Annotated in this window: 20 protein-coding genes; 5 read left to right on the forward strand and 15 right to left on the reverse strand. The window is 37.7% G+C overall.

What is annotated here, in order from left to right; translation table 11 throughout:
- Positions 1 to 8: 8 nt before the first annotated feature.
- Genes ACZ41W_RS06935 through ftsE form a run of 3 tightly spaced genes read right to left on the reverse strand, consistent with a single transcriptional unit; the run spans position 9 to position 2,733 of the window.
- A complete protein-coding gene (locus ACZ41W_RS06935; protein ID WP_464314143.1) occupies positions 9 to 1,151 on the reverse strand; it encodes a murein hydrolase activator EnvC family protein in 1,143 nt (380 codons plus the stop codon).
- Between the two features lie 12 nt (positions 1,152 to 1,163).
- The gene (gene ftsX, locus ACZ41W_RS06940; protein WP_464314144.1) at positions 1,164 to 2,057 is read right to left on the reverse strand and encodes a permease-like cell division protein FtsX; all 894 of its coding nucleotides are present in this window, start codon (positions 2,055 to 2,057) and stop codon (positions 1,164 to 1,166) included.
- Complete coding sequence (gene ftsE, locus ACZ41W_RS06945) at positions 2,047 to 2,733, reverse strand: cell division ATP-binding protein FtsE (RefSeq protein WP_464314145.1); 687 nt, start codon at positions 2,731 to 2,733, stop codon at positions 2,047 to 2,049. The genes ftsX and ftsE overlap by 11 nt, the downstream gene beginning before the upstream one ends.
- 196 nt (positions 2,734 to 2,929) lie before the next feature.
- Between ftsE and ACZ41W_RS06950 the strand changes: the two genes are divergently transcribed.
- Complete coding sequence (locus ACZ41W_RS06950) at positions 2,930 to 3,508, forward strand: 5-formyltetrahydrofolate cyclo-ligase (protein WP_464314146.1); 579 nt, start codon at positions 2,930 to 2,932, stop codon at positions 3,506 to 3,508.
- On the opposite strand, the gene ACZ41W_RS06955 is transcribed toward ACZ41W_RS06950, so the two are convergent.
- From ACZ41W_RS06955 to ACZ41W_RS06990, 8 genes are all read right to left on the reverse strand, one after another.
- Positions 3,483 to 5,966 (reverse strand): Lon protease family protein, encoded by a 2,484-nt coding sequence (locus tag ACZ41W_RS06955; RefSeq protein ID WP_464314147.1) that lies wholly within the window; start codon positions 5,964 to 5,966, stop codon positions 3,483 to 3,485. The two genes, ACZ41W_RS06950 and ACZ41W_RS06955, sit on opposite strands and share 26 nt — an antisense overlap.
- A 144-nt stretch (positions 5,967 to 6,110) precedes the next feature.
- The gene (gene rpsA, locus ACZ41W_RS06960) at positions 6,111 to 7,259 is read right to left on the reverse strand and encodes a 30S ribosomal protein S1 (protein WP_464314148.1); all 1,149 of its coding nucleotides are present in this window, start codon (positions 7,257 to 7,259) and stop codon (positions 6,111 to 6,113) included.
- Positions 7,260 to 7,272: 13 nt separating this feature from the next.
- Complete coding sequence (locus tag ACZ41W_RS06965) at positions 7,273 to 8,022, reverse strand: WecB/TagA/CpsF family glycosyltransferase (RefSeq protein ID WP_464314149.1); 750 nt, start codon at positions 8,020 to 8,022, stop codon at positions 7,273 to 7,275.
- Positions 8,023 to 8,112: 90 nt separating this feature from the next.
- The gene (gene csaB, locus ACZ41W_RS06970) at positions 8,113 to 9,198 is read right to left on the reverse strand and encodes a polysaccharide pyruvyl transferase CsaB (RefSeq protein WP_464314150.1); all 1,086 of its coding nucleotides are present in this window, start codon (positions 9,196 to 9,198) and stop codon (positions 8,113 to 8,115) included.
- Positions 9,195 to 11,354 carry a DUF5693 family protein gene (locus ACZ41W_RS06975; RefSeq protein ID WP_464314151.1) on the reverse strand — a complete coding sequence of 720 codons (2,160 nt, stop codon included), beginning with the start codon at positions 11,352 to 11,354 and terminating at the stop codon, positions 9,195 to 9,197. The genes csaB and ACZ41W_RS06975 overlap by 4 nt, the downstream gene beginning before the upstream one ends.
- 67 nt (positions 11,355 to 11,421) lie before the next feature.
- Positions 11,422 to 11,769, reverse strand: a complete 348-nt coding sequence (locus tag ACZ41W_RS06980; RefSeq protein ID WP_464314152.1) for a type II toxin-antitoxin system PemK/MazF family toxin — start codon at positions 11,767 to 11,769, stop codon at positions 11,422 to 11,424.
- Between the two features lie 99 nt (positions 11,770 to 11,868).
- On the reverse strand, positions 11,869 to 13,038 hold the full coding sequence (gene alr, locus ACZ41W_RS06985) for an alanine racemase (protein ID WP_464314153.1): 1,170 nt from the start codon (positions 13,036 to 13,038) through the stop codon (positions 11,869 to 11,871).
- Between the two features lie 221 nt (positions 13,039 to 13,259).
- Positions 13,260 to 13,634 carry a holo-ACP synthase gene (locus ACZ41W_RS06990; protein ID WP_464314154.1) on the reverse strand — a complete coding sequence of 125 codons (375 nt, stop codon included), beginning with the start codon at positions 13,632 to 13,634 and terminating at the stop codon, positions 13,260 to 13,262.
- Positions 13,635 to 14,117: 483 nt separating this feature from the next.
- Between ACZ41W_RS06990 and ACZ41W_RS06995 the strand changes: the two genes are divergently transcribed.
- The 4 genes from ACZ41W_RS06995 to ACZ41W_RS07010 all read left to right on the forward strand — a co-directional run bounded on the left by ACZ41W_RS06995 (position 14,118) and on the right by ACZ41W_RS07010 (position 17,783).
- A complete protein-coding gene (locus tag ACZ41W_RS06995; RefSeq protein ID WP_464314155.1) occupies positions 14,118 to 14,606 on the forward strand; it encodes a DUF4342 domain-containing protein in 489 nt (162 codons plus the stop codon).
- Between the two features lie 106 nt (positions 14,607 to 14,712).
- A complete protein-coding gene (locus ACZ41W_RS07000; RefSeq protein WP_464314156.1) occupies positions 14,713 to 15,219 on the forward strand; it encodes a DUF4342 domain-containing protein in 507 nt (168 codons plus the stop codon).
- 154 nt (positions 15,220 to 15,373) lie between these two features.
- Positions 15,374 to 16,063: a response regulator transcription factor gene (locus ACZ41W_RS07005; protein ID WP_464314157.1), complete on the forward strand. Its 690-nt coding sequence runs from the start codon at positions 15,374 to 15,376 to the stop codon at positions 16,061 to 16,063.
- Positions 16,047 to 17,783: a HAMP domain-containing sensor histidine kinase gene (locus ACZ41W_RS07010; protein ID WP_464314158.1), complete on the forward strand. Its 1,737-nt coding sequence runs from the start codon at positions 16,047 to 16,049 to the stop codon at positions 17,781 to 17,783. Before ACZ41W_RS07005 ends, ACZ41W_RS07010 begins: the two co-directional genes overlap by 17 nt.
- Before the next feature lie 130 nt (positions 17,784 to 17,913).
- On the opposite strand, the gene ACZ41W_RS07015 is transcribed toward ACZ41W_RS07010, so the two are convergent.
- Genes ACZ41W_RS07015 through ACZ41W_RS07030 form a run of 4 tightly spaced genes read right to left on the reverse strand, consistent with a single transcriptional unit; the run spans position 17,914 to position 23,717 of the window.
- Positions 17,914 to 18,564, reverse strand: coding sequence for a HutD family protein (locus ACZ41W_RS07015; RefSeq protein ID WP_464314159.1), 651 nt, complete (start codon positions 18,562 to 18,564; stop codon positions 17,914 to 17,916).
- Positions 18,565 to 18,581: 17 nt separating this feature from the next.
- On the reverse strand, positions 18,582 to 19,268 hold the full coding sequence (locus ACZ41W_RS07020) for a YjjG family noncanonical pyrimidine nucleotidase (protein ID WP_464314160.1): 687 nt from the start codon (positions 19,266 to 19,268) through the stop codon (positions 18,582 to 18,584).
- An 8-nt stretch (positions 19,269 to 19,276) separates the two neighbouring features.
- Positions 19,277 to 20,065, reverse strand: a complete 789-nt coding sequence (cysQ, locus tag ACZ41W_RS07025) for a 3'(2'),5'-bisphosphate nucleotidase CysQ (RefSeq protein WP_464314161.1) — start codon at positions 20,063 to 20,065, stop codon at positions 19,277 to 19,279.
- A gap of 10 nt (positions 20,066 to 20,075) precedes the next feature.
- Positions 20,076 to 23,717, reverse strand: coding sequence for a UvrD-helicase domain-containing protein (locus ACZ41W_RS07030; protein ID WP_464314162.1), 3,642 nt, complete (start codon positions 23,715 to 23,717; stop codon positions 20,076 to 20,078).
- Positions 23,718 to 23,720 lie beyond the last annotated feature (3 nt).

Consider the following 23,720-nt stretch of genomic DNA (forward strand, 5'->3'; position numbering starts at 1 on the left):
TATGCACCTCATTTCCCTTTCACATATGTTAGTGGATCTACGTAGTCGCCATTTTTTCTCACTTCAAAATGCAAATGAGGTCCAGTAGAATATCCAGTATTTCCCGATAATGCAATATTGCCACCTTTTGAAACTTTATCCCCCACCGAAACGTTAATCACGTCTAAATGTGCATAAAGCGTTGTCAATCCACCACCGTGGTCGATGATGACTGCTTTCCCGTAACCAGCAAACCAATTTGCGTAGACAATGGTCCCTTCATTGGCGGATACTACAGGGGTTTTTCTCGCACACTCAATATCAATTCCCGTGTGGAAAGTCAATTTTTTCGAAATTGGATGCACCCTGTTTCCGAATGGCGAGCTGATGGAATATTTGCCTGGAACTGGCCAAGTCATAGTACCACCTACATACGTCGCTGCGAGTTTCATATTCTTTATGATGTTTGTCATTTGATCTGCTTCTTTTAACAACTCATCTTCAAGTTCATTCATAGCTTCTGCATCTTGTTTTAATTCGGTTTTATAGCTCACGAGATTATTTAGAGCTGCAGACATTTCATCTTGCTTAGACACTTTGCTTTGCGTAAGCGTTTCGAGCTCCGATTTTTTATCTACAAGCTCCAATTTTTTTGTTTCAATGATATCGCGTTGTTCTTTCAAATAACCAATTAGATTTTGATCGTGTTCGACAACCAGTTGGATCATATCAATACGAGACAATAAATCCGTAAAATCCTCTGCACCAAATAATACTTCAACATATCCAATGGTACCGTTTTTGTACATGACTCTCAATCGGTCATTTAATAACTCTTTTTTATCTTCAAGCTTGATTTCCGCTTGCTTTAATTCTTCTGTTTTTACCTCAATGGACTTCTCGGTAGTTTTAATTTCGCCTGTTAAGGTATCAATTTCAGCTTCCAAATTTTTGATACTCGTTTGAACATTTTTGATTTTTTGATTGGTGGTCGATTGCAAATTCTTATTTTTCTCAATCGATTGATCCAATGCTTTAATCTTCTGATTGAGTTCTTCTAATTCTTTTTCTTTTTCTTTGATGTCGTCCTTTGCATAAGCGATTCCCGCCAATAAGAGTGTTACTATCATCACACATATTGTAAGTAATCGAAACGTCTGTCTTCTCTTCATAAACGCACCTCGTTAGACATTTAAGTACTTACGCATAGACCACAAACTGCCTAGTGCGCCAATACCTACACCAATTACTAAGAATAAAAATAACACATCTTTCATTAAGACTGAAGGTGTTACAATATAAGCCGATATAAATACATAAAAATCTGAATGTATGGCTTTAAAAATATAATCATACATGAGTTTTATAAGTCCGGTGGATACCAATGCGCCTATTAAACCCAATAATGTTCCTTCAATTAAAAATGGCCATCTTATAAACCAGTTAGTCGCTCCTACGTACTTCATGATATTGATTTCTCTATTTCGAGAATTCACTGTCAATTTAATGGTATTGTGTATGATAAAAGTCGAAATTGCAATCAGGACAAAGATTACAACAACTCCGGCTTTTCGAATCGCTTCTGTGATGGACAATAAACGCTCCACTATATCTTGATAAGATTTTACTTCTTCAATGCCGTTAATGCCTTTAATCTGATCCAAAACTTGTTGCGCATAATAAATGTCATCTAAATAGATAATGACTGAGCTTGGCAATGGATTTTCTTCCAATCCTTCAAGAAGATAGCCGTTATCTTCCCATTGCGTCTGCATTTTGCTTAGGGCATCTGCTTTACTCTCGTATTTTACATCGCTTACACCTTCGATTGCAGCGATTTTATTCATAATGGTTTCTACTTCTTCAGCAGGTAGTTCATCCAGCAGATAAGCTTGAATGGAATCAAATTTATCTTTTGCCGATTGTGCCACTGAATTGATATTGAGGATTAACGCAAATATAATGCCTAATATCAAAAGGGTTGCCGTAACTGATGAGATGGACGCAATACTCATTAAGCGATTTCGCCATAAATTTTTAAGTGCCTGCTTCAATGTAAATAATGGTTTAATCGTCATAACCGTACACTCCTACCTTTTCATCTCTTGCAATTTGACCATTTTCAAGTGCGATAACACGTTTTTTCATGATATCTACAATTTCTCGGTCATGCGTTGCCATTAAAATAGTCGTACCGCGACGGTTGATGGTTCTAAGAACTTTCATAATTTCCCATGATGTATCTGGGTCTAAGTTTCCCGTTGGTTCATCTGCAATCAAAATCGGCGGATTGTTGATCATGGAGCGCGCAATTGAGACCCTTTGCTGTTCTCCACCTGATAATTGATTTGGGTAAAAATTACCTTTTCCCGTTAACCCCACTAACGCGAGAATCATCGGGACTTGCTTGCGAATATTTCGATGGGGCGTACCCAAAATTTCCATTGCAAATGCAATATTTTCGTAGACCGTCTTATTGGGAAGCAATCTAAAATCTTGAAATACAACTCCGACTTTTCGCCTGAGATAAGGAACTCTGCGTCGATGCAACTTCGTAATATCCATTTCGTCTACTGTAATATGCCCAGAGGTCACATTGACTTCTTTTAATATGGATTTAATAAATGTCGATTTCCCTGCACCACTTGGTCCGACAATAAAAACAAATTCACCTTTATCGATTTTGACATTGATGTTATCTAGTGCGAGCACACCATTGTCATATGTTTTTGACACATTTTGAAACTCTATCATATATTTCTCCCAACTTTCAAGTAAACAAGGATTAGCCATTCAATCTGTTAACGTTTACAGCTTCACGAAACCTATTCATATTATAAACAATTCACAGGGCATCGTAAACCCTATTACTATTATATCTGTACTTTTCAATATTTTTAATAGTATAATTGATAATAAGTATTAAATAAATATTACATTGAGGATTTCTATGGATAAAAAAGACCTTCGAAAAATCATTCTTTCAAAACGCTCTGAAATTCAAGGGGAAATGAGAACTCAATTTGAGGACAAAATTTTATCAACACTCGTTCAAACTTCCTATTTTCAACAGGCTACACGAGTGGCTTCTTTCGTGAGTTTTCGCGATGAACTCTCTACTCATCGCATCAATCAGATGATTCTTGATTCAGGAAAAGAGTTACTACTTCCATATATTTCAATGGCGTCCAAGCAAATGACCTTTCACCGAGTACATGCGCTTGACGAACTGGTTCTGAGTTCATATGGTATTTATGAACCGGATCCCACTAAACACGACATTGTGTCAAACGATGCAATCGACCTCGTTTTAACCCCTGGACTGGCTTTTGATGCTCGCGGATTTCGACTTGGATACGGTGGTGGATTTTATGATCGCCTCTTCCAAGCAATCAAAAAGACGATCCCTAAAATAGGTCTCGCCTTTGATTTACAATACGTCACTCACATACCAGTCGATCCATTTGATCAACCCATTACACACTTAATAACTGAAAAAGGACTTATTGATTTTCACCACTTGGTTTAACAGGTGGTTTTTTCTTTTTATTGTCGGTTGTTTTTGAAGACGTTTTTGCATTTTCTTTTGCATGAGCAGGTTTTGCTTCTCTCGCCAAATGTTTTAATCGCTCATCCACTAGCGCATAGATGGTTCCTTTCTCAAATTCACCCGTCTTAGTTCGTTTACCCGGTTTTCTTCCCGTTAAAATTTCTAGACCTTCATCCACATTTGAAATCGCCCAAATATGAAACTGATTTGCTTTAACGGCTTCAACTATTTCTTGATCGAGCATCAAGTTTTTGACATTTTGAACAGGAATCATGACGCCTTGATTGCCTGTAAAGCCTTTGATTTTACAAACTTTAAAGTAGCCTTCAATCTTCTCATTGACACCGCCAATTGGCTGAATATATCCACGTTGATTGACCGATCCTGTCACAGCAATTGCTTGATTAATTGGCACTCCTGATAAATCAGAAATCAGTGCATAGAGCTCTGTACTTGAAGCGCTGTCGCCATCTACCCCTGAATAGAGCTGCTCAAACACGATGCTTGCTGTTAGTGCAAGTGGTTTGTCCTGAGCGAACAACCTTCCGAGAAAACCCGTTAAAATCATAACGCCTTTATCATGAATTTTTCCACTCGTTCTCGCTTCGCGTTCGATGTTTATGATACCTTGACGCCCTTGATACGTGGATACTGTAATTTTTGATGGTTTACCAAAAGTATATTGACCCGTTCCAATGACAGCAAGGCCATTTATTTCACCAATTTTAAAACCATCGACGTCGATGAGATAAGTGCCTTCTCTAAAGAGCTGAAGCGTTTCTTCTTCATATTTGTTTGCGCGCATTTTTCGTTCATGAAGTGCTTTCATGACATGCTCTTTTGAAACAACGCCCTCTTTATAATAATTTGCCCAAGCATCTGATTCAATGATCACATCGCCCAATGTTTTGAGATGCGCTGTTAATTTTGTCTGATCATCTGCCAATCGCGTCGCATATTCCACAAGCAAACTCACTGCTTCTGGCGCAAAATGACTTAATCCTTCATTTTGACATTTTGTCGATACGAAACGTGCAAACTGGTCAATATTTTCTTTATTGCGATCCATTTCTTCATCGAAATCGACCATAACTTTAAACAATTTTTGAAATTCTTCATCATAGGCAGATAAAATAGCATACGTATAATAATCACCAATGATGATGACTTTGACATCAATTGGAATCGGTTCAGGTTTAATGGTTTGAGAAACGAGGGCACCAGTGCTAGCAGCACGAGAATCAATGGTTACAGATTCATCTAACAAACTGCGTTTCAAACTTTTCCAAGAATACGGATTACTTAAAATGTCTTTTGCCAACAAAATAAGATATCCACCATTTGCACGGTGAAGCGCACCCGGTTTAATCATGGTAAAATCCGTTTTCATAACGCCCATTTCGTTTTGATATTCAATACTTCCAGCCAAATTATAGTACGTCGGGTTGGATTCGAAAACAACCGGTGCACTTTTCGCATCGCTATTGTCGATAAACAGATTAATGCGATAACGTTCGAAGAAGGTTTCTGGATTATGTTGTGACATCATCAATGCTGCTAATGGATTTTTATCGTCCTCATCTTCCTCTTCTTCTTTAAAGTTCTCTAAGTTTTCAACGATATCATCCTCTAATAAATCGATATAACGCTTAATTTCTTCATTGTCCTTATTTTTTTCTTTAATACCTTCTAAATGAAACTTCACCAGATGTCTTCCCATCTGCTCATCAAGGCTTTTCAATCTAACGCGAAGATTTTCCTCTTCAATTCTCAATTTGTTGAATAAATCAATGGTTTCAAGACTTAATTTTTGTGAATTTGTCATCAACTTTTCATACTCTTTTTGAGATAAATTATGATAATATTCTTCATTCATCGGTTTTCCATCTTTTAACGGGATACTCACGATGCCTTTTTCAGTTAACGAAAAAATGAAGCCATATTTTTGTCCAAGTTCGTTGAGTTTATCCACAATGTTGCTTGATTGTGTGTTGTATTCTTCCACGAGTTTTTGTTTGGCATTTTCATAATCGCGACTTGAAAAAATCTCAATTATGCCCCTGCGTAAAAATCGAATGGCGCGTTCAATTTGCTTGATGATATTTTTCCCTTGGCCATTGGCTACTTTAATTGCAATCGGATGATACGGATCTTTAAAGTTATTGACATACAAGTAATCGCACGGTGCAGGTCTTTTAATTGCTTGTTCTTCCGTCAGCATATTGACAAAACTGTTACGACCTGTTCCCCATTGCCCCGACACATAGATATTGTAGCCTTTTTTTGTGACACCCAATCCAAATTGCAATGAATTTTTAGCGCGTTCCTGACCGATAATCCCACGAATTGGAATGAGTTCTTCCGTAGTGGAAAACTCAAATACGTTGGGATCACACTTATTTGTCAGTTGTTCTGGTTTAAGTTTTAATTGATCCATGGGCGACCTCCGAATTTTATATTCTATAATAACCATTCTGTTAAATTTATTTTACCCAGATTTGATAAAAGCTAACACTAAATCACATGTTTTTAGGTCAAAATATAAAAAAGCACAATGAACATATGCCCATTGTGCCTGTGATTAAAATTTTAAATTTTTAAGTTTATCCCCAAACAAATCCGACATCGTCGTGTTGGATGGTGTCTGTTCTTCTAACAGTTCAAAATCTTCTTCAGTAAAATCAGAAAGTGCTTTTATGCTAAGCGCTATTTTCTGCTGTTCTAAATCCATTTCTAAGATTACCGCTTCGACTTCCATTCCAATTTTCACGATATCTGTCACTTTGTTCACACGATCTTCGCTTAATTCCGAAATGTGTATAAGTCCTTCAACACCCTCTTCTATTTCTACAAATGCACCAAAATTCATGATGCGTGACACGGTTCCAGTGACGATATCGTTTACTTGATATCTCTCTGATAACGTTGTCCATGGATTTTGTGCAATTTCTGAAAGTTTGAGCGAAACTTTTTCTTTATCTCGATCCACAGCGAGTACTTGTACTTTTACCGAATCGCCAACGTTCAATACTTCAGATGGATGCTTCACGCGTTTCCAAGACATTTGTGACACGTGAATGAGTCCTTGAACACTTCCAAGTTCAACAAAAGCACCATAATCCGCTAGCTTTACAACCGTTCCGGTCAATTGATCGCCAACAGAAATCCTCGAAATCGCATCGCCTTTTTTAGCTGCTTCTTGTTCTTTTAAAATTTCTTTATGTGAAGCCACGACTTTTTTGGTCGCTGCATCATATTCTGTCAATACGACTTCTAGTGTCATACCAATATATGGTTTTAAGTCTTCAACATAATGCAGTGCCACTTGTGAAGCGGGAATAAATACGGATGCACCTTTAAATTGAGCCACGACTCCGCCTTTAACAACCTCTTTCACCTTTACTAAAAAAGTTTTTTTACTTTCAAAAAGTCTCTGAAACTCTTCCCATACGATAATCTCATAAGCTTTTGTCAACGATAACAAGACATTGCCTTCGCCGTCATTTAACTTAACAACAAAAACTTTTATTTTGTCTCCAACTCGATAATCCGTCGGATTGCCATCTGGCATCTCTGACTTTGGCAATATACCATCTGCAACGTATTGTAAGTTGATCATGACTTCATCTGGATTGGATGAAATAACAACGCCTTCCACAACATCGCCCACGTATACTTTATCAGTTGAATCGTATTGATCTAACAAATCTTTCATACTTAAGTGTTCCATATGAACCTCCATACTATCCTTCAATATGTCTTGTGAAGATGACTTTTATTAAAAACTTAGGTAACGACATCATTCTACCAATTCTAGAAGGTTGTTTTAATAGACGATAGAACCATTCTAATCCTGTCTTTTGGAAAAATACAGGCGCGCGTTTTACCGTTCCTGCCCAAACATCCATCGAACCGCCTACACCCATTGCAACTTTTGCGTTGATGGTTTTTTTATTCTGATGAATCCATTTTTCTTGTTTAGGTGCACCTAATGCAACAAACAACACATCTGGTTTCTTCTCATTAATATCGTCAATAATTCTCATTTCTTCATTTGCATCAAAATAGCCATCATGTGTTCCAACGATTGACAAATTAGGATACACTTCTCTGATTCGATCTGCAGCTAAATCCGCAACACCTGGTTTGCCACCAAACAAGTAAATCGATTTTCTTGCACGGTTACAGTATTCTAAAATAGTCCCCATCAATTCAACACCTGGAACACGATCTGTTAGACCTAAATGGTGGATTTTAGAAGCAATGACAACACCAATCCCATCCGGAATGACTAAATCCCCTTCTAATAAAACCGATTTAAACGCCGCGTCTTCTTGCGCCATCATGATAATTTCCGTATTTGGCGTATATATCGTTCTTAATCTCTCAGCTTCAAGTAATGAAATGAATTTTTTGTTTGCTTCATCTAAATTCACATTATCAAATCTAACGCCAAAAATTTTGACTGATGAAACGGTTTTGTCCGTTGCCATATTGCCTCCAGTTTTCTATTCAAAGTTTTCAATTCAAAGATTTCTTATAAAATGTTCTCGTCAAATTTCTTTATTCAAAAACGATTTCGTTTACAGCACTTTTTCAAGCATGTGTTCATTCACTTTTAAGCGCTCTTTTAACTGTTTTTTAGATAAAATCACATGTTGCAGCGCTGCGTCATATGATTCATCCAGTGCGCGTACAGAATCCAAAAGTCCCAAAGCATCAAAATCCTTCATAGAGCAAACCGGTTGCATATCGATCATTTCCATGAAGTTCTCAATTTTAGGATCATAACTGATTCCAATAAAAGGCACCTGCGCAACAAGTGAAAATATCAACGAATGTAGCCTTGAGCCCATGAGTATATCCATGTTTTGTAATAAACTGAGCACTTCCTCAGCAGAATATCGTTGATTGATAAAATAGACATTTTCATAAGTTTTCGGTGACAACTCTACATGAATGGTCATGTCATCATCATAATAAAACGGAACAAAGATCACGCTATACGTTTTAGAAAGTTGATTCGCTAAATTGACTAATTGATCAAGTTTTTCCGCTTGTTTGAAATCCTTATGTCGAATCGCAATGGCAATCTTCTTTCGTTCCGGATGAATCAGCTGAAGCTTCTCGATCAATCGCTTACCAGTAGCTTGAGGTTCCATCTCCATGCCGATGACCATATCCGCAGAAACGGAGATTTTTTCTGGCTGAACGCCAATGTCAACCAACAATTTTTCAGAGTTGAAATCTCGAACCGTTATGTGCTCAACACGGTTGAGGACGCTGGCAACACGTTTCTTATTTTTTTCTCGAATCAATGGCCCGATGCCATTGCTGATGAGATATACACGCTTTTTGAGCCAAATCCCCATCCTTAAAATACTCAAGTAATAATGAATGCTTCTCGCACTTGTATCATCTTGAAGCAAACTTCCACCACCACTTAAGAGGACATCACATTGCTTAATCGCTAAAAACACACTCAAAAGATCATTTCTCTTGATTGCTTTCACGCCATAAAGTGCTGCGGTTTCTTTGGGGGTATGCGACAAAACCACAATTTCTGTGGATGGATTCATTTTCTTGAGTTGTTGAATCAACGTCTTCAGGATGGCTTCATCACCAATGTTATGAAAACCATAAAAACCTGAAATCACTACTTTACTCATATTTTTTTACTCCCAAAATGTGATACGTAAAATTTGTTAAGGTATTCAAGTACGATGATTACCACGGTAGAGATTACCAATGTGAATGCAAGTGAAATTAACGTTCTTGAAACAGATAAATAAATTGGTGCTCTTGAGTGACAAAATGTATTAATGATGGATGTCATTCCCATTACAGATGCGAAGACAAATGGGAACAATAATTGTTTGTAATTTCTTGCAGCAAAGAAGATTGCAGCACTCAACGCAGGGAATGCAAATAAAAACTCTTTTGTTCTCGGTCTTGCAAGGACAAAATCTTCTAAGTAGTTTCTAAAAATCAATTCAACATTTAACACTTCAATATTCGTATCGTGACCTGAGCGTGCTATATAGACATAGAATACAACACCTAAAGCACCTACGATTAAAGCGTAATACATTTTAACATCTTCCACTAAAATGCGCTTGATGTCATCCATAAAATACGTATTTTCTTCTAGCTCGTGTACGTTTCTTTTGTATCCAAATTTAATGAGATAAATCAAGACAGATAAAGCCATCGGTAAAAGTAAGCTCACTTTTACACCACGGAAAAAGTTCATTTCTACTAAGTAATCTGCACGAGACATAATCGCTGCAACATATAGTCCACCTAGCATACATACCAACGTAATCAAACAAATACCCAAGTAATTTTTTACGAGAATGCCTTTCCAAGTAAACACTTTTGTACTGAGTAAAAGGTCTTTTAAATATTCAATTGTGAAAATCACTGCAATGGTTCCAAAGATATTGGCTGCAGCAAATGAGAAGAGTTTCAAACTTAAGTTCGGTGCAACAAAGTTGATGCCTACGACGCCTATGGATCCAAGTACAAATAAAACCCATTCAAATTTCTCGTTCATATCAAAGAGCAGACGCAAGATAATCAGTCCAAGTACCAAAAGACCTAAACTCGTTAATGCCAATAAGTACGGCGATACTTGGTTGTACGGTGTCACACTTGGTGTTCCCAACGAGATACCATGTGATGCCAAACGTTCAGATAATCCTTCGAATGTTTTTTTATACTCATTTAGATCTGTATAATACGTAAATTTTGTATCTTTAAATGGTCTGAAGTAAATTGCTCGAATATTTCTCTCAGTAATGGCACGATAGAGCGTATTTTCAATTTCTTTTCCGCCCTCATAATAACCAAGATAATTATAGCGCTGTTGAATATATTCAATCACTGGAAATACTCTGACTACGTTGTACTCAAGATCTTCGGCAATATCTTCAACGCCTTTTTGATCCGTGAATCCCAACTGGTCAGCAGCTTCGATCATTCCCACTGGAATGTTGCGTTCTTTCAAAACATCGTAAAGCGCCTGTTGATAATTTCCCGTTTCTTTAGTGTAACTCATAATTTCTCGACCGTTAAAGATGATGGTTGAAGGTACCTCTCCAAGTCGATCTACCTCATTAAAATACGCATCTACCAACTTACTGTTGTACTTATAAAAATTATTAGGTCTTAAATTTACCGCCATACCTGAGGATTGAATGGTCTCAATTTTTTCTGGATCATATCCCAATCCAATATCTTCAATGACTGAAGAAACATAAGTTCTAGGCGCTTTTACCCCTTTTGTGAGCGAATCTTTATAGCGTGTATCTTCTGTATAGTAAATATCATCAATAGCGCCTTTTAATACAACGGTATACACAGATTCATCAAAAAACTGATAGAACGACTCTTCATATCGAGCTGTAATTCCAGCTTTTAAGAACTCAAACACCGCTTCGTCATTTGTGCGAACAACCACATCATATTGTGATGCTTTTTCACTTGATAAATAAGCGACTGCTTTAGGTCCATATAATGAAGACCAATCAATATTTTCTTGGATGGTTTTAAACAAATCATATTCAAGTGGTTTTCCTTCTTCCACCATGCTATAAAGTGTCTCTTCTTTTAATGCCACCGAGCGAATACCCGCTTCATTCAACGTTTTGAACAGTTCAACCTCGTCAAGTGATTGTTGCTCTGCCATGATGGCAAACTCTTCATAGTCCGCAATAATTTCAACACTTTTTGTTTGACTTTCAACTTTAATTCTTCCATATAATAAGACACTTGTTGCCAACAAACTGATGATCAACACACCGATATATATTTTCTTCTTCAAATTCGTCCTCCATTTACCCAAAATCATGAAAAAACCTGCATAAGTCAATATACAGGCAGTATGTCATTTATTCATATAATCCCAAGCTTATAATTAAAGCTTTATCTACTTTAGCCATTACATCTTCTTCAAGTTGCCCTAACTTTTGAAGTAAACGTATTTTATCAATTGTTCTCACTTGCTCGAGTAAAATCACAGAATCTTTAAGTAAACCCACTTGTGAGGCATCCACTTCGACATGTGTCGGTAATTTTGCCTTCGATATCTTTGCAGTAACTGCTGCAACAATAACAGTTGGGCTATATTTGTTACCTATGTCATTTTGAATAATCAAAACCGGCCTTTGCCCACCTTGTTCAGATCCTTTTACTGGTGATAAATCGGCAAAAAATACATCGCCTCTTTTTATGTTCACGTTTTGTATCAACTCCCATTCAGACTAATTTATCGCACTAACCACTAATCACTTTATAATACCATAAAGCAAATAAAACTTCCATAAAAGAGTGTGAAGTTAACACCCGAGTATTTTATCGACAACTTCTATGATTTCTTGATTTTTAAGATATCGTCTTGGAACGCGTTTCCCAATCATACAGACGATTTCATAGTTAATCGTCTCGAGCATACTAGCGTACGCATCAATACTGATGAACTGAGGTCCATCACTGCCAAATAACGTCACTGTATCTCCTACCGAAACATCTAATCCATCCACTTCCAACATACATTGGTCCATGCAAATTCGGCCGACAATTGGCTTGATGGTTCCTTGAATAATTCCTTTTGCTTTAAATGTCAAACTTCTTGAAAAACCATCCGCATATCCAATTGGAATCGTCGCGATTTGTGTTGGACGCTCTGCAATATACCGATGTCCATAGCTAACGCCTTCTCCTGCTTGTACTGTTTTAACATGCGCAATATTTGCTTTTAAAGACATGACTTCTTTTAATTGTACACGACTTTTATCGACGTCATTTGATGGGTAAAGCCCATATAACATAATTCCAGCGCGTACCATATCATAATTATATTCAGGGCAGTCTATAATTGCAGCGCTATTGGAAACGTGTTTTATAGGGATATGCACGCCTCTTTCTTCCAAAGCATTTACTATAAAATCAAATCTTCGTACTTGTTCTTTTGTAAAGGTTTTATCGACTTCATCTGCAACTGCAAAGTGAGTAAAAATTCCCTCAATATTCAGTCCATCGAGTTTTGACATTTGAACAATTGCTTCAATTGTTTCTGGATGAAACTCCATGCCAATTCGGCGCATCCCCGTATCGAGTTTAATATGTACTTTTAGGATCTTATTCAGATGTTTGGCTCTTTCTGAAAAATAGTGTGCTTGATTGATATCATAAACCGTTTGAATCAAATCGTATCGAATGGCTTCTTCAATTAATTCGTTTGGTGTATATCCCAATACCATGACCTCAGTTTGAGGAAATGCTTTTTTAAGCTGAATGGCTTCTGATAAAGTTGCAACGGCAAATCGATCCGCGCCATTTTCGAGTAAGGTCTCTCCAATTTGAACAGCTCCATGACCGTAGCCATCCGCCTTAATAACCGCTGTAACAAGCGCACTCGGCTTTGTTACACGTCTAACTTCTCGAATATTGTGTGCTAAATGATCCAAATTAATATCTGCCCAAACAGGACGTGTCAATGATTTCATAGCAACCTCACATTTCATTCATTTAATTAGATTCATGTATACGTTCATTTGATTTCTGTATACGTCAAACTGATTCATGTATACATTAAATTGATTTGTGTATATGTTTATTTAATTCATGTTTACGATAAACGGATGTCGGCTTTAAGTCTTATAAAGATTACGCCTCCACTATTTTACGCTTTTTCGCACGAATAATCTAGCAAAATTCATGAATTTTTCTACTCTGATAGTGCGATGACAAATGCAATGGCATCTTGAGAATGATGTGAAAGTGAAATTTCAAATCGCGTGATCCCGAGTTTGTTTGCCATTGCTTCAGCGGCTCCATAAAGCGTCACAACAGGTTTTCCTAGAGAATTCCTCAGAATTTCCATTTCTTTTAGTTCAAATCCACGTATTCCAGTTCCCATAGCTTTTGATAGTGCTTCTTTCGCAGCAAAATTTGCCGCGATGGTTTCAGCTCGCATCTGTTTACTTTCGAACAACTGAATTTCATTTTGTGTAAAGTTTCGTTCTAGAAAGCGAGGTTGTTTTGATAAAATCGACTCAATGCGACTGATTTCGACAATGTCGACTCCATTTCCTATGATCATATAGGGCTCCTTTATGCACCGAAGATGCTATCACGTCATTAGTTACTTTAATGTGACATGATCTTATATAAGATAATGACTCTCCTAGTTCCTAGTTTAGAATTTTTACCAAAAAAAGTCAAAAAAAAAGACGCATCATTATGCGTCAACATTGACAGTCTACATCTATTATAAGGGGGGATAAATGTGAAACTTGTTACTATTTAGCAACGTGTCAACGCTACTGATAATATCACTTGAACGTTGCAACGTCAATAGTTTAAATATTAACATTCATTCATTTTACTTACGGTTTAGTAACATTTTAGTCAACAGTGTTATTCGGACTTCGTATCAGATTCTGACGGATGAACATTAGTCGGATATTAAGGAATTTCTATCTGATTTCTAACCTATTGTTGGTTTTCTATTAACGAACTCGCTCTATACTAAGTTCATAAACCATCCAGTCAATTGGATACGTTCTTTAAAGGAGGAACTCTTATGTCAGTAACACTCGAGAATATCGACCAAATTATGGCGAGAACAAATGTTAGTTATAAAGTTGCAAAAGAAACTTTAGAGGCTTGCAATGGTAATGTAGTTGAAGCTATACTCAAAATAGAAGAAGCTACAGAGGCAAAACAAGCATCCGATCAACAACAAAGAGAGCAACAACGCAAAGCAGATTATGAAGCAAAGAAAGATCAGTTTACTAAAAAAGGACAATTCTTACTCAAACAGATTTCGAAATTCATTCAAAAGGGTTTGGCTATTAAAGTGACTTGGAGCAATGCAAATAAGAAATTAGTCGAAATCCCACTCCTCGTTGTGATTCTGTTAGCATTCTTATTGATGCCGATTTCACTTATCGCACTCATTGCTCCATTATTCTTTGGAATTAGAATGAAACTCACTCACGAAAATGGACAAACAACAGATGTGAACGATTGGATTCAAACACATACACAATCAAAACATCAAGATCAATAATTCTTTCCAAATTTTAACCAAACGTTGGTTTATATCTAAGGAAACCATTGTAAACTAACATTAATAAATAACACAAATACAACATGTAATTATAAGGAGGCATACAATGTCAGTTAGTTTAGAAAAAATCGACATGCTTATGGAGCGTGCAAATATTAGCTACAAAGAAGCGAAAGAAGCATTAGAAATGCATGATGGCGATATGGTTGAAGCACTTATCTATTTAGAAGCTTCAAATAAAACAGCATCCAACAAAACTGCTCAAAAAAGCAATAGAAGCGGATCACAAAGAACTCAATCTCAAAAAAATCCAAACAATACTGACTTCTTTGATGACGTAAAAAACTTTATTCAAAAAATGCACAAGACAAACTTTGTCATTGGCAATTCACAAAAGAAAATCATTGATATTCCATTGACAATTGCATCACTCATCATCTTATTTACATTGCCAGTTTCTCTATTTGTCTTAATCATCCCTTACCTATTTGGTTATAAAATCTCCATTCAAGACCAAGCAGGCCAATCAGTGAACATTCTCAACTTAGAAGCAACTGAAAAAGCAAAAACAGCTAACCGCGATGCTGAGGAACCAGAAGATCGTTTAAGATAATACGACACCCGAGAGAGAAACAGTTGTTTCTCTCTTTTTACTTTAAATTGACCCTTCAAAATGCTATAGTAAACTTAAGTGAATCGTTATGTGAAATGAACCGTTATTTGTCAAAATCGTTTCGCGTATCACTAATAAATGAGTGGAGGAAGCCATGCAAAAGATACTCATCGTTGAAGACGATCTGAAAATAGCGCGTTTTATTGAACTCGAGCTTAAACACGAAGGATTTGATGTAGATACTGCAAACGACGGAAGAACTGGCCTAGATAAGGCATTAGAGGGGAATTTTGATTTAATTGTTTTAGACATCATGCTTCCCGGGTTGAACGGCATGGAAGTTTGCCGCCGGATACGCCTGAATTCAGAAGTGCCTATTATCATGCTCACAGCAAAAGATGACACCATGGATAAAGTGATGGGACTTGATTTTGGCGCAGATGATTATATGACCAAACCATTTGCGATCGAAGAACTCCTCGCAAGAATAAGACGCGTTTTTCGAAAAGCGTCATTACAACCCACAACACCCACAAACCAATTTGTCTCTGGAAAACTCAAAATCGATTACAATCAATACACAGCTTCCTATGATGATCATTTACTTGAACTGACTAAAACTGAATTTGATTTACTTCATTATTTAGCTGAAAATCGCAATATTGCCTTAACGAGAGAACAAATCTTAGATAAAGTTTGGGGGTATGACTATTTTGGAGAAACTAAAATTGTCGACGTCTATGTGCGTTATTTAAGAAGTAAAATTGATGATTGTTTCCAAACTAAATTCATTCACACTGTCAGAGGGGTAGGTTACTTATTTAAAGATGAAGATCATAAGTAAAGAGACTCAATCTCAGAACTTTCATGCATCGGCGCAACAAACACAAAAGAATCAGCCTGAAGCGCCAAAGCAGCAACCTCAAGCGCTAAAACAACAGACACAAGCACTCAAGCAGACTCAACCGACAAAGCAGACACAATCGCCAAAGCAAACTCAATCGACTCCGCCTGCAAAAATGCAAGCTGCGCCGTCTCATCCAAAACCGGTTCAGACAAGTAAGAACAATCGACAACCGGAACCGAAAAAAGATGTCGTTCGTGAAAGACGCGATCATATCGCCAAGGAAAAAGCTCTACGTGAAAGTGGGCAATCCTATTTGTCTGTCCAATATAATAAGTTTATTTCTCTCATTCGTTTTAATATCACCTTTAAGCTGACCCTTGGATATGCCATTCGTTTGATTGTATTAATTGCGCTTTTATTTGCAACCGTCTATTTATCTTTTTCATATTACTTATTCTATTCCAAACAACAAACCCTTAAAGACGATCTTGCCTATATTGAAGACTTGATTTTATCTGCTCAATCATTCGAAGATGAAAGTATCGCACTCTATCTTGAAAATCACGAAATGGATTTATATGTATTTGATTCAACCAATCAAAAAATCTACTCGAGCGATTCAAGCGAGCTGACTTATACAGAAGCAACCGAGATCGTTGAGTACAACATTCGAGATTTTCCAAATTATCCAGATTTAACCAAATCTAAAACCGTGACATTGGATGATCAAAGTACTTATACCATTGCGCTACACGTCATTTTGAATTATGAAACACAGTCGATTGAAGCAACTTTTCCAATTGGAATTGTCTTATGCATCGTGCTCCTTTTAACCTCAGTGCTATCTGCATCAAAGATGGCGAAAAAGCATATGAGCCCCATCCTCAATATGACTGAGCAAGTAAAAGACATGTCCGCAAACAATCTGAGTACGCGACTTAACATCAGTGGTACAAAAGACGAATTGAAAGATTTAGCAGCGACATTTAACAAAATGCTAGATGATATCCAAAAAAGTTACGAGCGCGAAAAGCAATTTGTTTCAGATGCCTCGCACGAACTCCGAACACCAATCGCAGTTATCAAGGGCTATGCAGGTATGTTGAACCGATGGGGAAAAGATGATTCTGCTATACTCGAAGAAAGTATCCAAGCAATTTTAGGCGAAACGGATAATATGCACAGTTTAGTTGAAAGCTTGCTCTTTATTGCTCGAAATGATAAAGGAACGTTAAAAATGGACAAATGTGACTTTATGCTCTCTGACTTATTCACTGAAATTGTCAAAGAAACGCATCTCATCGATACACAGCATAAGATAACAGATCATGTCGAACCAGCTATTTCCTTGTTCGGATCAGCTGACAAACTCAAACAAGCCATCCGAATCTTCATTGACAATAGCATCAAATACACCCCTGACAATGGCGCCATTAGCTTATCGCTCCGTCATTCAGAGCAACATGCCATGATTGTCATTAAAGACAACGGCATCGGTATCTCTAAAGAGGACTTACCTCATATTTTTGACCGTTTTTATCGTGCAGATAAATCGCGTACAAAATCAAAAGATAATCAACACGGAGGAACAGGTCTCGGTCTCTCCATTGCCAAGATCATAATTGAACAACACGGCGGTACAATCCACGTCGATAGTGAACTCAACGAAGGGACGACATTTACCTTGTTTTTGCCACTTTCGACACCGTCTAATTGATGCACTTAGGAATCACATGATTATCTGTTCGTTTTCAAAGCAGCATCTTTAAATCAGCATTTACAAATAAAATAAAGCTATTTCTTATAAGTGAATTTTTGTTTCACTCTCTAAGAAATAGCTTTTTTAGTTAATACGAAATCATGAAACTGACCAACCGTTGACTATGATTTTGCAAATTTTTGACAACTGTCATTTGAACCTGACTTGCTTCTTCTAAATTATAGTGGATCAACAACAAATCTTCTGAAGGACACACCAGTTCAGTGTCATCCATTTCCACAGTGAAATCGCCTTCTCTCGAATACAATCCAAGTGTCCACTGGTTGGATACGAGCGGAATTCGTTCATCAAATGCTTCTGGAAAACTAACGCCAAGTCGCTTCTTTTCATGTTCAAGCATTTGCAAGGACTTCATAAGTCCGTAAGCATCTTCTTTGAACATCAAATTAAAATCTCTTGCCATGCCAACACTTTCGGTTTCCCAATCCCCTCTAAAACAATGTGTTTCATATGGTTTTAACGAAATCTGATAGAGTGGTTTTCCATTATTGGAGTGCTTTAGCAACAGCTCATTGTCGAAAGGCATAATCCAACGTTTGATACCAAACAAAGGCGTGAAACTGGATTGTTCGCTCGTTACAGTGGCTGAACTCACTCTCCAAGTAAACGCTCGCTTAGAGTAATCTCCGTCAGGTGGAAAAATCACCATTTGAGTCGTCTCTCCATGCGCCCATGTGTTAACGAGGTATTGCTTAGAACGAATTATTTCATATTTCATAGCGCCTCCTGTTGATTTTATAAAATATCAAAAATTTGATTCAATTCTCTAATTTCCCAATGGATGGTAACGTCTTCAGATGCTGATTTTCCAGCAAAGTTCACCCACAAAGTATCTATTCCGAATGCATTTGCACCTTTCATATCCGCTGCAAGTGAATCCCCCACCATTAGAACAGTGGATTTGTCATCATGACCAATGCGGTCAAGTGCAACCTGAAAAATACCCATTTCAGGTTTGCTATATCCCACGTCTTCTGAGATGATTATAGCTTCGAAGTAACGATCAAATCCCGATTTTTTCAAACGACTCATTTGCACGGATTTGACACCATTTGTCAGTGCAACCAATCGATACCGTTCACTTAAATACGCGCACACGGATTCTGCATGCGGAAAAAGTGCAATCCCCTTGCTTAACTCCTCTAAATAGAACCCGCTCATCAACTCATGATCCAGCGGAACATTCATCGTTTCAACCAAATGCTTAAACCGCAAATACTTAACTTCGTGGCTTGATAACTCTCCAAGTTCCAAGCGTTTCCATAGTGCAGAATTAATCTGGATGTATTGTTTTTTAAATGCATCGACATCTTCAACTTGAAACTGATTCGCAGTCGCCTCAAGAGCAACGGTTTCTATTGCTTCAAAATCAAAGAGCGTATTGTCTAAATCCATAAAAACAACTTCGTATTGTCGTTTCAAAATGCCTCCTAAAAATCTTTTATCTCCAAGTGATTGCCCATGTGATTGATAATATAAAATCCATAATTTTTCATTTCATCTTCTAAATAATCGATTGAGGCATCATCTAGGCGTTTCATGATTCCACCCGCTTCTGAAAGGATGCACTCAAGGGCACAAGTATCCCATTTCATGGAATGTCCAAAATTGTAATACACATCATAAAGGCCTTCGGCAATCAAGCATCCCTTAATGGCACTTCCAAGTTCCGCCATGCACAAAATATCTCGCACGTGAACATGTAAGAGTGACAACGTTTTCTTCGTAGGATGTGACCGGCTAATCAACAGATTAAAAGGTCGATTTCTATTCGACACCTGAATTTTTACTATTTCTCCTGTATGTTCACGTCGAAATGCACCTGCTCCTTTAACGGCATAATAAACACGATTTCTCACAGGTATATAGACGACGCCAAGAATCGGAACCCCGTTCTCCACAAGTCCAATGTTAATGGAAAATTCACCGTTCTTTTTAATAAACTCTTTGGTGCCATCTAATGGATCAATCACCCAAAATCGTTTTTTATGCTTACGACTTAGATCGTCATGCACTTCCTCTGACAAGTAGCCATCCTCGGGAAAAGCATGCTGTAACATTTCTAAAATAATTTGATTGGCTTTAATATCCGCTTCTGTTACAGGTGATTGGTCATTTTTATAACAAACAGAAAAATCCTTTTCGTATATTTCCATTATCTTTTCAGCTGCGCGTTCTGCAGCGCCAATTGCCGTTTCAAGTTCCTTTTTTAGCTTCATAGAGCCTCCATTACATCTTGTAGAGGATGTTGGTGTCGACAAAATAGAGATACTTCTCTTTTACCGGCTTTTGCGTCAATTGAACTAAAGCACGTTCATACAGTTCGATCTGTAGACGGTATTTTTCTGCAATTTCATCCATTGAAAATTTACCAACTTTATCTGATTTATAATCGACTAAAACCAGACCGTCCAATTCTTCAAAATAAAGATCGATTATTCCTTGAACGTACTGCATGTCATATTTTAGTACAAACGGCGTCTCTCGATGAACTTTTTTAGCTTGTTTCATCCGCTTAACTAATATGGATTCAATATACTTCTGTACGTGTTTTATGTCAATAGCTTCTATCGCATTTACCGAGAGGAACTTGCGTACAACCAAAGACTCCAGATACTGACGAATCGCAATTTCAGTTGAATCAATGCCAAGATCCATTTTTTCAAATACTGTGTGAAGGGCGGTTCCAAGCTCAACGGATGAAATTGATGCATCCGCTTTCATAAATTGCGGCATTTCTATCAGGGCTGGAATTTGTTGATCGGATTCACCCTGTGTCTTTAATTGTGTAACCGTCACTTTTAACGGTTTTTGGATGGCCAAATCCACTGTAGGTTTAAACTGCATACGCCTATCAATCTCTTGATATAGGGTATTTAAGTCATTCTGAGCTTTCACGGCATCGAGTTCGGACTCAGTATTTTGGATCATCCCTTTAAAATGAGATAAATTTCCCGACGCTACTCGTTCGACTTCCGATAGTTGATTGGCTATTTGATCGACATCCATAACGCGAATTGTCGCTTGTTCCGACCCCAAAATTGCAGGCATGATCCAATCGATATACCCCGAGGCGTGTAATAAACTAATGCCATCGATTCCCCTTGACCACTGTCTATATTTCGCCGCATAATCATTGACCGTTGCAAACAACACCAATTGGTCAACAGGTCGGGTTAATCCTACGTAGAGAACTCTCATTTCTTCTGACAAGGTCTCTTTTTTGATTTGTTCTTTTATCACAAACTGCGGCAATGTCTTGGACTTGGTTCTCAAGTCCAAATCTACAAACGCAAGTGCTACACCGATATTTTTATGGTGCATCAAATCTCCCTGAGCATCCATAAAATTGAATTTGCGCCCGAGTCCACATATCATCACCACTGGAAATTCAAGCCCTTTGGACTTGTGAATACTCATCAGTCGCACCACGTCATCTTCTTCAGACAGGACACTGGCCGTTCCGAAATCGCCACTACTCGCACTCATTTTATCGATAAATTCAATAAAATGGCTTAAAGTTGCAATTTTTGAATTTTTTAGCTGCCCAGCACGCTCAACCAGCAGTTTCAAATTGGCTTGTCTCGATACGCCCCCCGGCATAGCGCTCACATATTGATCAAATGCATTCAACCGGATGGCTTCCCATACAAACTCATCAATAGGTAGATAGTGCGACTTCTCTCGAAGTTGATTTAAAGATACTAAGAATTTGTTGAGCTTTTGATAGAGTGCATCCGTTTTCTCAGACTGCTCACAGTACATCACACATTTTTGATAAAAAAACATCTTACTCTGTGTAACCGTCTTAATTCGAATCAACTCTTCAATAGAAAGACGGACCATCGGAGATCTTAAAACTGTCAAAAACGGAATATCTTGAAGGGGATTGTCCACAATTCTTAAAAGAGCTGTCATCATGCCGATTTCGAGGGTGTCAAAATAACCCGTATTGCTATCTGCAAACAGTGGAATTCCCTCTTCTAAAAAAATCTGTTCAAATGTAGGTGTCCAAGAACGTGAACTTCGGAGCAAAATCACGATATCCTTATATTGACATGGACGATACGCCTGAATTTTAGGGTGATAGACGGGCGTCCCTATTCTCGATTTAATGGCATTTGAAATTGCCCGCGCCTCAAGTTCCTCAGTTTTAAAAATTTCTTCAACTTCATCCTCTATCCATTCACCCTCAATCCCGTTATCCGCTTCATTCTCATTTAAAGAACCATCCGTCAAAGCGGACTTCGAAAGAATATTGACTTCTAAATAAGGGTTTTTTGCTGGTTCAAATGCCATACCTGGATAGAGCATCGCATCTTCATCATAATCAATCTCACCGAGTTTTTCTGACATGATGGATCGAAAAATCGTATTGACGCTCTCAAGGATTTCAGCGCGCGTTCTAAAATTTTTCTTTAGATCAATTCTCACTGAAAAAGGTTCCGAACTCTCAGCTAAACGTCTGTTGATACTTGAAAGTTGCTCCAACTCATCAGATGCACGATCATCTTCTAATATCAAAGCATCGAGTTTTGTAAATGTCTTGTATTTTTTTATAAAAAGCTCTGGGTCTGCCAATCTAAATTTATAGATACTTTGCTTCACATCTCCCACCATAAAGAGATTATTGGATCGGCAGATCTTTTGAATAATGTGTTCTTGTATGCCACTTGCATCTTGATATTCATCTACAAATATATACGTAACCTTCTCTTTAAGGGAGTTTGCAACCGTTTCATCTTCAAGAATTTTGATGGCATAGTGTTCTAAATCATTGAAATCCATCACATTTTTCTTCTTTTTCGCAGCTAAAAATTGCTCAGAGAAGCGATTTGTCAATTGACAAAGCATCTCAACACGACTTGAAATGATTTGAATTTCCGCTTCATATCGTTCAATAGATTTATAGCTAAAGAATTTTTTAATGCCTTCAAACACTTGCTTTTTAATCATTTTATCGCGTATCGTATCTTTGACTTCTAGGATGATCTCAGGGTCATAGGATTCTTTATCCCCCTTTTTCATGGATGCGATCCGATTAAAACTAAATCGGTTCACGACTTCTGCCATTTTTTCAAGCGAAGTTGACGCTTCAATCATCGCTTCAAACCCCTTAATGTCTGCTTCAAAAGTTGGAATATACACTGCTGGACCACCTGATTGCTCACAGAGCATAATCGCATGTTCTAACAGTTCAATTCCCGATTTTAATTGCTCCACAAAATGCGTTCGTATCAATTCGTGCCATCTATGACGAATTGGATGTTCAGAATCCGCATAGACATTCTGAACTTCAACTAACCACAACTCAGGATGGGGTTGACTCTGAATAAAATGAAAGAGTTGAAGCACCATTTCAATCAGTTTTTCATCGTTCTTATTTCCCGAATAGGAATCGACAAATGCTAAAAATGAGGGATCTGCCGCTTCGTAAAACTGCTCAACAACTTCTTCAATCGTCTTTCTCACTAAAATCGTCCGCTCGGGTTCACCTAACATTTTAAAACCAGGATCACAGTCAATCTTCTGAAAATGACTTCTAAGAATATCTAAACAAAATGCGTGAAACGTCTTGATACTTGCCCGATTTAAAAGCTTAATTTGTTCATTTAAATAGCCACTGTTTTCAGCAGATACATCAATCGCTTGCGCAAGGGATGCCTCAATTCTTCCGCGCATCTCACCTGCAGCAGCATTGGTATAGGTAACGATGAGCATCTTATGAATTTCAGCTTCTCTTCGCTGGATCAATTGCGTAATCCGTTCGACCAAAACAGCTGTTTTTCCCGAACCAGCTGCTGCTGAAATAAGCAAATTCGCCTGGCGTAATTCAATTGCTGCTCGTTGTTCAAATGTCCACTTTGCCATCTC

This window comes from Fusibacter fontis, assembly GCF_055378735.1.